Source organism: Aquimarina sp. U1-2, assembly GCF_017897595.1.
GTDB lineage: Bacteria > Bacteroidota > Bacteroidia > Flavobacteriales > Flavobacteriaceae > Aquimarina.
Window position 1 is genome coordinate 1 of the sequence record NZ_JAGKIK010000005.1, and the last position, 13,913, is coordinate 13,913.

Genomic DNA, 13,913 nt, shown 5'->3' on the forward strand with positions numbered 1-13,913 from the left:
GTAATGTTTCCATCACCTGTGATTGCAGTTCCGTCTACTTCTAGTGCACCCGATGCATTTTGCGTAAGTCCGGTTCCTGCTATATCACTATTAATAGTAGCTGCAGTTACAGCATCATCAGCAATATTTTCAGTTTGTATAGCATCATCTGCAATTTGTGCATTGGTCACCGCATCATCGGCGATTTCAGTAGTTCCTACTGCATTTGGAGCAATTTCTAGTGTTACATCGCCAAGTAGTGCATTTGTATCTCCACCAACAGTAAGGTCGGAAGATGTAATGTTTCCATCACCATTGATTGCGGTAACATCTACTTCCAGAGCACCTGTTGTTGCATTTTGCGTAAGTCCGGTTCCTGCTACATCTGCATTGATGGTTGCGGCATTAATGGCATTGGGTGCAATATCTTCAGAAGCAATGGTTCCATTCGCAATTTCTGTAGTCGAAATTCCTCCAGTAGCAACATCTAAAGTGTAAGGATTAGTAGTAGTTCCTGCTCCATTACGAATCAAAGTTCCATCGGTAGCATCCAATATTTCATTACCCGTAATTGTATCACCATCTGCTGAAACGGCTGCAGAAATATCCTGAATCGCTTCTTGAACGGTAGTTTCCAAATTACTATCCCCATCTACATCGATGGGAGCATTTAGATTTACCTCGGTAGCATCTTGATCATCTGTACCATCAAAATTGATTGGTGATCCATTACCATTATCAAAAGTAAATGTACCGTTACCTAAATCTTGTAATTGGGCTTTATTTATTCGTACTGCAGTTCCTTCTTCATTAGTATAAGTAAATGTTCCATCATTATTATCTACAATAAATGTAAGCGTCTCTGTAGAACTAATCGAGCACAAAGATTGCCAAACGGTACCATCGTATTGAAATACACAATTTTGATCAGTATTATAAACTAATGCTCCCGGAAGAGGAGTAATAAGATTCATTTGCCCATTAGTAACTCTGGTTAAAACAAAAACCTTGTCGGCACTTTGTAATTCTAATAGAGAAGAAGAATCAATAGCATTGGGGGCGTCTCCTACTTTTACCTGTGCCAATAGTGTACCGGCATTTAATAAAAGCAGTAGAATTAGGGTAATTCTTACATTCATAGTATTGGGTATTTCTTTACAATAAATAGGTTTATTTAAAACAATTGACGATAATGTTCAAATAATTTTAAGTAATTGTTTAAAATTATTTTACTAACAATAATAGTAATAACTACTTAGATAATTAAAAATTTATTAACAAAAATACATATTTTTTCGGATTAACAGCAATATTTATCGACAAAATACGTTTTAGCCTTTCTTTTAATTACGGTTTTACCGTAAAATTTATAATCTGTATTCGATTCTCGCATTTTTGAAATTTAATTTTATTTTTCTACCAAAAACTTATATTTTTACCTCCACAAAGCGGGAGTAGCTCAGTTGGTAGAGCGTCAGCCTTCCAAGCTGAATGTCGCCGGTTCGAACCCGGTCTCCCGCTCTAAAGGCTCAGTATATTGAAATTCTGAGCCTTTTTATTTTTTTCTACGCTCTTCTAACTGAGGTTCTTCAATATTTACGAAAAAAAGTTTCTGTTGGTTTTCTAATTATAGATTTTTTTAAAATATTGACAATCCAGTTAGTGTAGTCAACCGTTCCAGAGCATACATTCCAAGTTCCGAATTTCCTTTAGGATTCAATAATGGACTCCATACCGTAACCGCATACTGATTAGGATGTATTGCTGCAATTCCTCCGCCAACACCACTTTTGCCAGGTAATCCTACACGAAAACTAAATTCTCCTGCCTCATCATAAAAACCACAAGTCTGCATTATGGCATTAATTCGTTTTACTTTATGAGGAGAAATAACCTCTTCATGGCTAGAAAGTTTTGCGCCACGATTGGCATATACCATAAAAGCCGTAGCCAATTCTTTGCAAGACATTTCTATAGCACATTGATAGATATAAAAATCTAACACTTCTTCAATATCATTAGTGATATTACCAAATGATTTCATGAGATGAAGTAGGGCAGCATTGCGATAACTACATTTTTTTTCAGATTCAAATACCTCTACATTAATTTTCAAAGTATCATTGTCAGTAATATTTTGTACAAATTGAAGAAATTCTTGCTTTGGGCTTTTTAAAGTAGAGATTAAAATATCTGAGATTACTAGTGCTCCAGCATTAATAAAAGGATTTCTGGGAATTCCGTTTTCATACTCCAATTGTATTAAAGAATTGAATGGATTTCCAGAAGGTTCAACATCGACACGTTCAAAAAGATCTTCATGTATCAAAGACATGGCTAATGTTAATCCGAAAACTTTTGAGATACTTTGTATAGAAAATTTTTCATCGCTATTACCAAAACAATAGTGACCAGAGTTAATGCAGTGCAGATGCATCCCAAATTTTTGCGGTGATACTTTGGCCAACTCAGGAATATAGGTAGCTACATTGCCTCGTGGTTGTTTTGTAGTAAGTTCTAAAGCGATCGTATCGAGTATTTCCTGATAATCCACAATTAATCGTTTAATTTAATGTAGTTAATGAACTTTCTGCAGCTACTTCATATGGAGATGTATTCTGTTCAAAAATTCTTGCTGATAAGTTGCCCCCTAAAATAATTTCATTGTTTTTAACTCTTAGCCAGCTTCCTTCTCTTAAGCCCACTACAGGCTGTGGGTTAAGTTTATGAAATTCTTTAATTCTAGTTTCTCTAGTTTCACCTTTGTGAGTCGAATTAGGATCTGGATCAAGATAATGCGCATTAATATTGAAAGGGAGAATACCTAGTGTTTTAAAATTAGGCGGATAAATAATAGGCATATCATTAGTGGTTTGCATGGTAAGTCCTGTTATGTTACTGCCAGCACTTGTTCCGAGATAGGGAGTTCCAGAAAGGATTTTGTTTTTTAGTACTTCTATAAGATCATAGCGATATAATTGATCAACAAGAAGAAATGTATTACCACCTCCCGTATACAAACCTTTCGCTTGCGTTAAAGCATCAATTGGATTATCATATTTATGTATTCCTGTGATTTTCTTGTTTAATTTTTTGAAAATTTCACTAATCTTATGGGTATATTCGTCATGCGAAATTCCACCCGGTCGAGCGTATGGAATGAAAAGTATTTCATCAACATCGTTATACAACTCCAATAGTGTTTCTTTTAAATAGGTAAGCGGTGTGCTACCATATAAAGTAGATGTACTGGCGATTACACAGTTTTTCATTAGTTTTTTAGTAAAGGTAGTTTAACTTTTTATTATATCTTAATCTTTAATGAAGATAAAAAAATATAGTATCTTAGAAAATAAATCAACACTATTTCAACATGAAAATAAAGTTTTCTACCCTCATATTTTGCTTCGTTTTAACCATTTGTAATGCGCAAATCACGTCGAGAGTGATGATAGATGGTAAAATAAGCGCACCTATTGGAGATGATGTTGAGGGTGTTGTCGTTTATAATCGAAGTACAGATAAAGGTACAATTACTAATAGTGATGGAAGATTTAAGCTAAGCGTTGGTGTTAATGACAGATTAGAAGTTGTAGCTATGCAATATCAGCATTTTATCGTATTAGTGGATAAAGGGATTATAGATAGTAAAAAGCTAAATATCTTCTTAAACGAGTCTGTAAACCAACTTGATGAAGTAGTGGTCACTCCATATGATCTTAACGGAAATGTAACAGTAGACGTACAAAAAATTGGCTTCAAAGAAAGTGGGTTAGGGGAGGTTGCCGGACAGACTTCTGTAGTCATAAATGATACTGATTACGATTTTAGACCCGACGAATTATCTCCTGTCACCAATACAGTATTCTTAGAGGATAGAATGATCAATGGTTTAAATTTTGTTAATCTTTTTAAGGTTGTTTTTAAAGATAAGGACGAGGCAAAGAAGAAAAATCATGCATCAGATATCGATGTTAGGGTTCGTAATATGTATAAAGACGATTTCTTCAAGAATTATTTAGCCCTTGATATTGATCAAATTAATGATTTTATATTTTTTGCTGAAAATAACGGTCTAAGTACTACTTATTTTGAAACTGGTAAAGAACTGGATTTACTTCAATTTTTGGTGGTTCAAAGTAAATTATACAAACAACAACAATAATTTACCTCGTTACAGTTTGTCATAGTAATTGAGTTTTGTCGTCTCTTTTAGAAAAGTATCTATAGTCATCTATTTACGGCGCACAACACTCTTATGAAAATCCTATCTTTTTTATTCTTCGTATTTATTTTTTTTCAGGTTAGTGGTCAATCACAGTTGTTCAAAGGAAAAATTATTGCCGACTCTTTACAAGGATATGCCATAAATATTATAAATTTTAATAAAGAAATAGGAACTACGAATGATGAATACGGTATTTTCGAAATACCTGCAGCGGTAGGCGACTCTATTGTCTTTTCATCTGTTCAATACCAGATACAATCTTTAATTGTTGATAAAGATCTTCTAAATAATAAGAAATTTGTAATTGTTTTAAAACCACTAGTCCAAGAGTTAGAAAAGGTAAATATAAGCACCATAGAACTTTCGGGATTTTTAGATAAGGATAGTAAAGCCATAAAAGTTCAACCTTTTGTCGATTCTAAAACGCTGGGCCTTCCATTTGGAAATACACCCCAACCTACACTGGCAGAAAGAAGATTACATACTGCCAAGACATCTGCAAGTGGAATTCCTCTGGATTTTATAATAAACACAATTTCAGGTCGGTTACGTATTTTGAAAAGAAATAAGAGATTAGAAGATATGCAAACAACAATTCAAAAAGGAGAAAAGTCGTTTGCTACGGTATTTTTTGTAGATTCATTGAAGGTTCCAGAAAACTTAATTTCTGATTTTATTTATTATTGTGCTGAAGATGATACTTTTGAAGAACTATTACAACATCAGCAAAAACTGTATTTGCTCGAATTTCTTCAGAAAAAATCAAAACGCTATAGACTGTACAAAGCATTGAATTAACAATACGCAAAAAGGTTTAAGTACCATGCAATTTTTGAGTTTTAGCATAATTTTTAGTGCATTATTTTTAAATTAAGTATTTTTAACATTTATAACGATTCAGATATTAAGTTACACCTTTAATTTCAGCAATGGTATTACATCATTTCTAATGAAAAAAATTCTATTCTTTTTAACGATAGCATGCATTGTAAGCTCATTTACAATTCATAAATTTTATGTTAGTGTTACACAAATCGACTACAACACCAATCAACAATCTTTACAAATTATTACTAGAGTTTTTATTGATGATATAGAAGATGTACTCAAAGAAAGATATGATACAAATATTGTTTTATTAGCTACAAAAGAAAATCCTAACATTGATCAATATTTAAATACTTATTTTACGAAAAAACTAAGAATTAAGGTAAATGGAGAACAAGTATCGTTTAATTTTCTAGGTAAAGAGTACGAGGATGATTTGCTTATTTGTTATTTAGAAATTGAACAAGTTTCTTCATTAACATCGATAGAGATTTCAAATGAAATTTTGATGGATCTGTTTGAAGAACAACAAAACATAGTGCACATAAAAAAAGAAGATCAACGTAAAAGTCTGATTTTAGAAAGCGGAAAAAGCGAAGGGCTGTTAAATTTTAGTAAATAAATCATTAAAATTTCAAAAAACAGTTATTTTGCAAATAATTACATAACACACATCTCAAAATGAAAAGAATACTGCTTGTCCTTACTGTAGGATCATTACTATTTAGTTCGATAGCTTATGCGCAACGTAAACAAGAAACCAGGGAGTTAGGCCATACTAATGAAAACAAATTTAAGCAAATGTATGAAGAGTTTGCTACGCCTAATATGTATAGAACAGGTTCTGGCGCTCCGGGCTCGGCGTATTATCAGCAGCAAGCAGATTATGTAATGGATATAGAGCTAGATGATAAAAACAAGAAGCTCTATGGTAAAGAAACCATAACCTATACAAACAATTCGCCGGATCATTTAGAATTTTTATGGGTGCAATTAGATCAGAATATGCGGGCCAAAGATTCAAAAACACCACTTATTCAAGGCAGTGGCGTTGATCTTGCAAGTTCTCCCAAGGGTTTCTTAACAAAGTATCTTGCCGAACCGTTTGACGGAGGATTCAACATTACATCGGTCAAAAACTCAAAAGGCGAAACCATAGAATACAGCATCAATAGAACAATGATGAGGGTTGAGATGCCCAAAGATTTGCCCCCGGGTGGTAAATTCGTATTCTCGATAGATTGGTGGTATAATATTAATGATCATGTTAATGGAAGAGGACGATCAGGCTATGAAGAATTTGCAGATGGTAATCGCGCTTATGTTATTGCGCAATTTTATCCACGAATGGCAGTGTATAATGATGTAGAAGGATGGCAGAATCATCAATTTTGGGGGCGTGGAGAATTTGCACTACCCTTTGGTAATTTTGAAGTAAATATTACCGTTCCCGCTGATCACGTTTTGGATGGTACTGGTGTATTAACCAATAGAAAAGAAGTATTTACTGAAGAAATGATGAGCCGATATGAAAAGGCAAAAAAATCATACAAGCAACCGATAATTATTGTATCGCAAGACGAAGCCGATAAAGCCTCGAAATCTTTTTCAGACAAAAAGAAAACCTGGAAGTTAAAAGCTGAAAATGTGCGTGATTTTGGTTTTGCTACTTCGCGACGATTTATTTGGGACATGATGGCTGTTAAAATAGGAGGTAAAGATATTATGGCGGTTTCTATGTATCCAAAAGAAGGAAACCCACTTTGGGAAGATTGGTCTACAAAAGTAGTGGCCAGTACCCTAAAATCTTACAGTCGTATGACTTTTGATTATCCTTACCACAAAGCAATATCGGTTCACGCTAAAAATCAAGGAATGGAATATCCTATGATTTGTTGGAATTACGGAAGACCAAATCCTGATGGAACCTATAGCGATCGCGTAAAATACGGAATGATGAGTGTTATTATTCATGAGGTGGGACACAACTTTTTTCCTATGATCGTAAATAGTGACGAACGGCAATGGACATGGATGGACGAAGGTTTGAATACTTTTGTACAATATGTTGCCGAACAGGATTTTGGAGAGTGGTACCCAGATGCTTTAGGAAATGATAAAAATTACCCTTCCAGACGAGGTCCTGCAAAAAAAATTGTTCCTTACATGAGCGGAAATCAAAATCGCTTATCGCCGATCATGACACAGTCTAATAATATACACCAGTTTGGTCCAAATGCATATGCAAAGCCAGCTACAGGATTAAACATTCTTAGGGAAACTGTTATGGGTAGGGATCTTTTCGATTATGCATTTAGAACGTATTCGCAACGTTGGATGTTTAAGCATCCTACTCCTGAAGATTTCTTTAGAACTATGGAAGATGCTTCTGCAGTTGATTTGGATTGGTTCTGGAGAGGCTGGTTTTATACTACCGATTATACAGATATAGGTGTAAGCGATGTGAAGAAATTTGTAGTTTCTAAAATACCCACATTAGCTTCTCAGCAATTTGCTGCAAACGATAGAAGATTAAGATTCGCTAACCCCGCAGATCTGGTAGTTATGGTCGAAGAAGGCAGCGATGATTATAAACGAATAAAATCAAATGATGGATTGATTGAAGATACTAGTAGTCTAAAGGAATATCTAATGGATAATTTTTCTGAAGATGAGCGCAAGAGAATTAAAAATCCTAAATTCTTTTACGAAATTACTTTTGAAAAGCCCGGCGGATTAGTAATGCCCTTGATTGTAGAGTATACTTATGAAGACGGAAGTTCTGAAATCATTACCTATCCAGCGCAAATCTGGCGTAAAAACGATGATAAAGTAAAAAAGGCATTGGCTTCAGAAAAGGCGATAACCAAAATTGTTGTAGATCCTAACGAAGAAACGGCTGATATAGATACTTCTAATAACAGTTGGCCAGAAAATAAAACCTTAGGAAAGTTTGATCAATTTAAAAACAAAGTAAAAGGCAAATAATTCAATAAAATTATCATAAATACGCCATCCTGATCTATTAGGATGGCTTTTGTTTTTCATAGATTGTATATATTTGTAGTATTATGGTAGTATTGCCCTTATTTATTAGCGGAACAGAAATCGCCTTTATCGTTTTTATATTGGTTATGGTTTTTGGTGCTGATAAAATTCCTGAAATAGCTAGAGGCTTAGGCAAAGGAATGCGAATAGTTAAAGATGCAACTAATGATATCAAAACTGAAATTACCAAAAGTGCAGAAAAACAAGGACTAAATACTGATGTTACTTCTTCGATTACGTCAGACATCAAAAAAGAAATAGATCAGGTTAAAGATGATATCGATGACATTACAGGTCCTGTAAAACGAAGGTTCTAACCCACTTCATAAAATTTCTCAAACTCTTTTCTTTCGATACTGCACTTAATAACTGGGATTAAAACTCTTTTCATTGGTATCCAAATTTGAAGTATTACTTGTTTGAGCATATTCCGTATATCGACTTCTCGAGGGTCGCCTACATATCTTTTAATTTATTTCATCTCAACTAAAATTTTAAGTCCGTTATCAAAATCTACTTAACTGAGTGTGAGTTCGATGTAAGAAAATTGCGTCAGTTTGAGATATCCAATAAAAATTTTATACGTTGGTTGAACTCACATTCGTTGTATCGACGGCTTTTACTTCCCCCTTTGAAGGAGGATGTTTTTAAAGAAACACTCATCTTTATCCACCACCTGCAACTCGCCTACAACCAACGTTGTATCGTCCTCAAGGGAAGGAGTTGTACTATAGACAGCCAGGCAATTTTTCTCCATGTTATCTCGTACAGATTCGAGAGGTCGCTACGAAAAATCAATTTCAAAGCTTTTTTATATTAAGAATTTATATCGAGTTTGGTTAATTGAGTTCTTTTTCGATCTAGATGGCTGGTATCTCTATGACTTTAAATGAACACCCATGATTACTGGTATTTCGGGGAATTTTCAACCTAAATATTTGTGTTATGCAAGCATAGTATGATGTTTTTTATTATCAAATTTTTAAAAAATAAATAAAAAATTTGATATATAATTAATATATTAGTTTTAAAATTATATAATTGATAATATTTTAAAGTTTTTTACAAGTTCAATTATATTCGTTTTTACACACAAACTCATAAATCTTATACGTATATGAAAAAAATTATTTTCTTCGTTTTTGGGGTGCTTTTCATTTGGTCTTGTGAAAAAGAAAACCCCGATCAAATTATTGATCAAACTCAACTATCATTAGATGCTCAAAAATTACTTTCTGTTGAAGAAGTCAACGAATATATCGCTGATCAACTTAAAACAAAAGGTGATGTAGTTTGGCTAGATGCTCCAGCTGTTATCTTATGGAGCGCTGCCGTTCATGGTAATAATGTTTTAAGTATTGGCTATGGCAATGCAGGAGAAAGCTTTTCAAAAGCACAGCAATCTCCCCGATTAAGTAAGGCTAAAAGCGACGTAATAGCCATTGTTGAGAAAACAGAGCAAAATGGTAAAACAGCTGTCAAGGTTGTCGACGATGATATTTTAAATGTAATGGATATTCAAGTCACTCGATTAGAAACTGTTGTCGAACTTAAAGCTGCAGATCAAATTAGGTATATTGATCCTATCGGGTATAATTTATATTTAAAAGAGTCGGGTATTTATGAAAAATCCGGCTTAGGATGTGATAGAGATGGGCAAACTATTCATGGTGATGATTATCGTGTGATTACTCCTAACGCATGGTTGCCTTGGAATTTTGATATTCATAAAGTACCACAGGCCTGGAACTACAGTACAGGTTCAGGAATTACGGTAGGACTTATTGATAGTGGAATATCAGCAGGTCAACGTCTTTTAGGAAACGGTTTTAACAGCGGGGATTCAAATAATCGTTCTATAGAACGGTTTGGAACTTACATCGATTCTCCCTGGTGGTGGTCTGATAATTTAGATGGTCCAAACGATCTTTGTGGTCATGGTACCTCTATGGCATCAGCTCTGGCCTCGCCGCGTAATAATACTAATATGCCGGTTGGTGTAGCGTACAACTGTAACTTGATAGCCTATCGTGGTACATCTGATGTAGTTTTAAATGATTATCACGAACGCAAAGGCGTTAGTAATGCATTAAAAGCCTTAGGGGATAGGAGTGATGTAAAAATTATCTCGATGTCTATTGGATACCCCTGGTCGATTGGCAATGTTAAGGATGCCGTAAAATATGCGCATAGTAAAGGGAAATTGATTATAGCTGCCGGAGGAACATCTACAACTTTTACCAATTGGTACGGTGTAATTTTTCCTGCCAGCATGAGCGAGGCTGTTGCTGTAACCGGTTTAAAAGATAACGGATACAATCGCTGTAACGTTTGCCATGATGGTAGTAAAATTGATTTCACTATCGTTATGCAACGCGCGGGCGATGCTAATAGAAATGTACCCGTTATAGGGTTTGATACAGGAGTAACAGATTACGTAAGTGGTTCATCTGTAGCTACAGCCATGACGGCCGGTATTGCTGCTTTGGTTTGGGCTCGTAATCCCAATATGTCTAGAGAACAAGTGCTGGATAAATTGAAAAGATCTGGTGAATTTTACCCCAACCGAAATAATAAATTCGGCTACGGAAATATTAATGCCTTAAAAGCGGTGCAATAAACTTATAAATCTTGAGAGGTTGAGATCTATTACCTAAGATTTCAATCTCTTATTCTACTTATCGTCAGTCCGTCACGAATGGGTAACATTACTGTTTCTATTCGAGTATCTTCGATTAAGAGCTTATTATAATCCAAAAGCGCTTTTGTAGAAATATCATCTTCAGCGATTTGTGCTACTACTTTTCCACTCCAAAGCACGTTGTCTGATACTATGACACCGCCAGTATTCATTTTATTGATAATTAAGTTAAAATAATTAGAATAATTTGGTTTGTCGGCATCTATAAACACCAAATCGAATTTAATATCAAGATCTGGGATGATATGGGTGGCATCTCCAGTATATTGATAAATTTGTTTTCCGTAAGGAGAAAGATCGAAATATTTACGCTGAAAATCTGAGAGTTCTTCATTACTATCGATGGTATGTAGTTCACCCTGATTCGATAAACCTTCGGCCAAACAGAGTGCAGAATACCCGGTATAGGTTCCTATTTCAAGAATATACTTGGGTCGAATCAACTTCGATAGCATGCTTAATACCCTACCTTGATAGGGGCCACTTAGCATACGTGGTTGTAAAATTTTTTGATAGGTTTCTCTAGTCAATTTTTGTAGTAATTCGGGTTCTTCTTCAGTATGATTTATTATATAAGTATCTAATTCTTCTGGTAAAAAATGCATGATTTCTTTTTTGCAAAACTAAAAAAGTTTATGAAGAAGTTATCCTTTTCTATCGACTCTTATACTAGTTCTACTTTAACACTGTTTAAATAAAAAGCGGTCATTTTTTGTTTAGACAAAAACGAAAACTAAATCATAGCCGTAGCTACCGTTGCTTTTTATGTTGAAGTATAAACGGAAAAGGGTAATTTTTAATGAATAATTTCAAAGTGGAAGTGGTATTATACGTATTTTTGAATGAAAAGGCCATTATGAAATTTGAGAATACGCTAGAGTTTGCACGACAGCTAGACGAAAAAGATCCCTTAAGGAAGTATAGGGACAGGTTTCTATTTCCGAAGGTGAACAATAAGCCAGTCGTTTACTTTACCGGAAATTCTCTAGGGCTACAACCCAAAAACGCTAAAGATTATGTAGACGAAGTGATGAAAGATTGGTCAGAATTGGCCGTAGAAGGGCATTTTTATGCAAAAAAACCCTGGTGGGACTATCATGAGCGTCTCGCAAAACCTCTTAGCAAAATTGTTGGCGCCAAACCCGAAGAAATTACCGTGATGAATACGCTCACAGTAAACCTGCATTTATTAATGGTGTCTTTTTACCGTCCAAAAGGAAAACGATACAAAATTATTTGTGAAGAAAAAGCGTTTCCCAGCGATCAATATATGTTTCAAAGTCAGGTTAAATTTCACGGATATACTCCAGAAAATGCTATAGTAGAAATAAAAAAGCGAAAAGGAGAACATAACTTTCGAACAGAAGATATCCTTTCAATGATTCGTGATGTTGGTGATGAGTGCGCGCTAATTTTGATAGGCGGAGTAAATTATTATACCGGGCAGGTGTTTGATATGCAGAAAATCACTAAGGCAGGTCATGATATTGGTGCATTAGTAGGGTGGGACCTTGCACATGCCGCGGGTAACATCGAGTTACATTTGCACGATTGGAATGTGGATTTTGCTGCATGGTGTAGCTACAAATACATGAATAGCGGTCCCGGTAATGCCTCGGGTTGTTTTATACATGAACGTTTTCACGATCAACGTGAAATTAGCAGGTTTGAAGGTTGGTGGGGGACCAGTAAGGATACTCGATTTTTGATGAAACCCGAATTTGAACCTATGCCTAATGCCGATGCTTGGCAAGTGAGTAATGCGTCTATATTATCTATGGCGCCTTATTTAGCTTCATTGCAATTGTTTGAAGAAGTGGGAATGCAGGCATTGATACAAAAGAGGAAAGTAATAGTCTCATATCTTGAATTTGTTTTACAAGAAATTGATAAGCAGGTAGAAAGCACTTTTGAAATTATTACACCTGCAAATCCTAAAGAAAGAGGTACACAATTATCTGTGTTTTTACATGGGGAAGGAAAAAAAATATTTGATTACTTAATGCAAAATGGTGTTATTACCGATTGGAGAGAGCCTAATGTTATTCGTCTGGCACCAGCACCTTTTTATTGTTCTTTTGAAGATATGTATAGTTTTGGTCAAATCTTAAAGGAAGGAATTCTCAAAAAAGCGAATCAATTATCTAGTGAGTTGTAAATTTTGATAAAACGAGGGCGATACTCCCAAGTATCTTTTAAATTGTCTTGAAAAGTATGAAGGGTCATTAAAGCCACATAAGAACATCACTTCAGCTATCGATGTTTTGCCGTTATCAAAATACTCCTGAGCTTTTTTAATTCGAAATTCGTTGAGAAAATCAATGAAATTTCTCTGGGTAGCATTTCTAAACATTCTGCAAAAAGAGTTTGGAGTCAATCCTAGTATTTTTGCCATATCATCAGATCGTATGTCATTTGCGTAAAAGTCATTTACATATTGATATACTTTTGAAATTCTTTTGAATGATTGTTTGTCGATATCAAAAAACGGAGGTGTTTTTAAAAGCTGTTTTTGATCTGTAGCAATCGAAAGGTGATATAAAACATCCATAAAGTTTAGTAATTTCTCAATATTATTTTGTTTGCTAAATTTTAAAAATCGAGATTGAAGTTGTTGATGTGTTTTCGAAGAAAATAGGAGTCCGTTACATGATCTTTTTAGAAAGTTTACGATCAAATTAAACTCTGGAAAATGTAGTAACTTTTCTGAAATAAAGCTTTCCGGGAACTGTATTACTACCTCTACATTATTTTTAAACTGGTTGTTTCCAAAAGGCATATGAGGGATATTGGGTCCTAAAAAAACAAGCATTCCATTGTCGTAATTTTCATAATAAGAATTGATGTGAATACTTCCTTTACCACTTTTAATGAACACTAATTCGTATTCTGGATGCAAATGCCAGTTAATTATGTTACAACGAGACTTATGGGTATAACTTTCAATCTTTAAGGATTTGGATTGTTCCAGGTAAATTTGTTCGTAAGAGATTTGCATATAATAAAATTACCATTTATAAATGTATTTTTCTATATGTATGCATATTTTGTCTTAGTATTAGCATATTTTGTTTTAATATCTATGAAATTATGTATTTACATTTGAGGTAGATAACTTAGTTTAATTAA

The 13,913-nt window shown here is 34.4% G+C and carries 12 protein-coding genes and 1 tRNA gene; 8 read left to right on the plus strand and 5 right to left on the minus strand.

The window, feature by feature from the left end; genetic code table 11:
- The coding region (locus J8281_RS08080; RefSeq protein WP_210197113.1) for a hypothetical protein at positions 1-1,118 on the minus strand (1,118 nt) is incomplete at its 3' end.
- A gap of 309 nt (positions 1,119-1,427) precedes the next feature.
- Here J8281_RS08080 and J8281_RS08085 point away from each other — a divergent pair.
- Positions 1,428-1,500 (plus strand) — tRNA-Gly (locus J8281_RS08085).
- Positions 1,501-1,618: 118 nt separating this feature from the next.
- On the opposite strand, the gene J8281_RS08090 is transcribed toward J8281_RS08085, so the two are convergent.
- Both J8281_RS08090 and pepE read right to left on the minus strand, forming a co-directional pair.
- Positions 1,619-2,533 carry a glutaminase gene (locus J8281_RS08090; RefSeq protein WP_210197114.1) on the minus strand — a complete coding sequence of 305 codons (915 nt, stop codon included), beginning with the start codon at positions 2,531-2,533 and terminating at the stop codon, positions 1,619-1,621.
- 10 nt (positions 2,534-2,543) lie between these two features.
- On the minus strand, positions 2,544-3,251 hold the full coding sequence (pepE, locus tag J8281_RS08095) for a dipeptidase PepE (RefSeq protein ID WP_210197115.1): 708 nt from the start codon (positions 3,249-3,251) through the stop codon (positions 2,544-2,546).
- 101 nt (positions 3,252-3,352) lie between these two features.
- Here pepE and J8281_RS08100 point away from each other — a divergent pair, with 101 nt between their 5' ends.
- The 6 genes from J8281_RS08100 (at position 3,353) to J8281_RS08125 (ending at position 10,703) form a co-directional block, all read left to right on the plus strand.
- A complete protein-coding gene (locus J8281_RS08100; RefSeq protein WP_210197116.1) occupies positions 3,353-4,144 on the plus strand; it encodes a carboxypeptidase-like regulatory domain-containing protein in 792 nt (263 codons plus the stop codon).
- 93 nt (positions 4,145-4,237) lie between these two features.
- The gene (locus J8281_RS08105; protein WP_210197117.1) at positions 4,238-5,005 is read left to right on the plus strand and encodes a hypothetical protein; all 768 of its coding nucleotides are present in this window, start codon (positions 4,238-4,240) and stop codon (positions 5,003-5,005) included.
- Between the two features lie 151 nt (positions 5,006-5,156).
- Positions 5,157-5,657, plus strand: a complete 501-nt coding sequence (locus tag J8281_RS08110; RefSeq protein WP_210197118.1) for a DUF6702 family protein — start codon at positions 5,157-5,159, stop codon at positions 5,655-5,657.
- Between the two features lie 59 nt (positions 5,658-5,716).
- Entirely contained in the window at positions 5,717-8,023 is a 2,307-nt protein-coding gene (locus tag J8281_RS08115; protein ID WP_210197119.1) for a M1 family metallopeptidase, read from the plus strand.
- An 83-nt stretch (positions 8,024-8,106) separates the two neighbouring features.
- Entirely contained in the window at positions 8,107-8,400 is a 294-nt protein-coding gene (locus tag J8281_RS08120; protein ID WP_210197120.1) for a twin-arginine translocase TatA/TatE family subunit, read from the plus strand.
- A gap of 800 nt (positions 8,401-9,200) precedes the next feature.
- The gene (locus J8281_RS08125) at positions 9,201-10,703 is read left to right on the plus strand and encodes a S8/S53 family peptidase (RefSeq protein WP_210197121.1); all 1,503 of its coding nucleotides are present in this window, start codon (positions 9,201-9,203) and stop codon (positions 10,701-10,703) included.
- A 41-nt stretch (positions 10,704-10,744) separates the two neighbouring features.
- Here J8281_RS08125 and J8281_RS08130 read toward each other — a convergent pair whose 3' ends face one another.
- Positions 10,745-11,389 carry an O-methyltransferase gene (locus J8281_RS08130; RefSeq protein ID WP_210197122.1) on the minus strand — a complete coding sequence of 215 codons (645 nt, stop codon included), beginning with the start codon at positions 11,387-11,389 and terminating at the stop codon, positions 10,745-10,747.
- A gap of 251 nt (positions 11,390-11,640) precedes the next feature.
- Here J8281_RS08130 and kynU point away from each other — a divergent pair, with 251 nt between their 5' ends.
- Complete coding sequence (gene kynU, locus J8281_RS08135; RefSeq protein WP_210197356.1) at positions 11,641-12,942, plus strand: kynureninase; 1,302 nt, start codon at positions 11,641-11,643, stop codon at positions 12,940-12,942.
- Here the strand turns inward: kynU and J8281_RS08140 are convergent.
- Positions 12,925-13,782, minus strand: a complete 858-nt coding sequence (locus J8281_RS08140) for an AraC family transcriptional regulator (RefSeq protein WP_210197123.1) — start codon at positions 13,780-13,782, stop codon at positions 12,925-12,927. The two genes, kynU and J8281_RS08140, sit on opposite strands and share 18 nt — an antisense overlap.
- Between the last annotated feature and the right edge of the window lie 131 nt (positions 13,783-13,913).

What these genes read in the sequence shown, in the direction of transcription:
- pepE (WP_210197115.1), bottom strand. Translation starts at nt 3,251, where the DNA reads ATGAAAAACTGTGTAATCGCCAGTACATCTACTTTATATGGTAGCACA.
- J8281_RS08100 (WP_210197116.1), top strand. Translation starts at nt 3,353, where the DNA reads ATGAAAATAAAGTTTTCTACCCTCATATTTTGCTTCGTTTTAACCATT.
- J8281_RS08105 (WP_210197117.1), top strand. Translation starts at nt 4,238, where the DNA reads ATGAAAATCCTATCTTTTTTATTCTTCGTATTTATTTTTTTTCAGGTT.
- J8281_RS08110 (WP_210197118.1), top strand. Translation starts at nt 5,157, where the DNA reads ATGAAAAAAATTCTATTCTTTTTAACGATAGCATGCATTGTAAGCTCA.
- J8281_RS08115 (WP_210197119.1), top strand. Translation starts at nt 5,717, where the DNA reads ATGAAAAGAATACTGCTTGTCCTTACTGTAGGATCATTACTATTTAGT.
- J8281_RS08120 (WP_210197120.1), top strand. Translation starts at nt 8,107, where the DNA reads ATGGTAGTATTGCCCTTATTTATTAGCGGAACAGAAATCGCCTTTATC.
- J8281_RS08125 (WP_210197121.1), top strand. Translation starts at nt 9,201, where the DNA reads ATGAAAAAAATTATTTTCTTCGTTTTTGGGGTGCTTTTCATTTGGTCT.
- J8281_RS08130 (WP_210197122.1), bottom strand. Translation starts at nt 11,389, where the DNA reads ATGCATTTTTTACCAGAAGAATTAGATACTTATATAATAAATCATACT.
- kynU (WP_210197356.1), top strand. Translation starts at nt 11,641, where the DNA reads ATGAAATTTGAGAATACGCTAGAGTTTGCACGACAGCTAGACGAAAAA.
- J8281_RS08140 (WP_210197123.1), bottom strand. Translation starts at nt 13,782, where the DNA reads ATGCAAATCTCTTACGAACAAATTTACCTGGAACAATCCAAATCCTTA.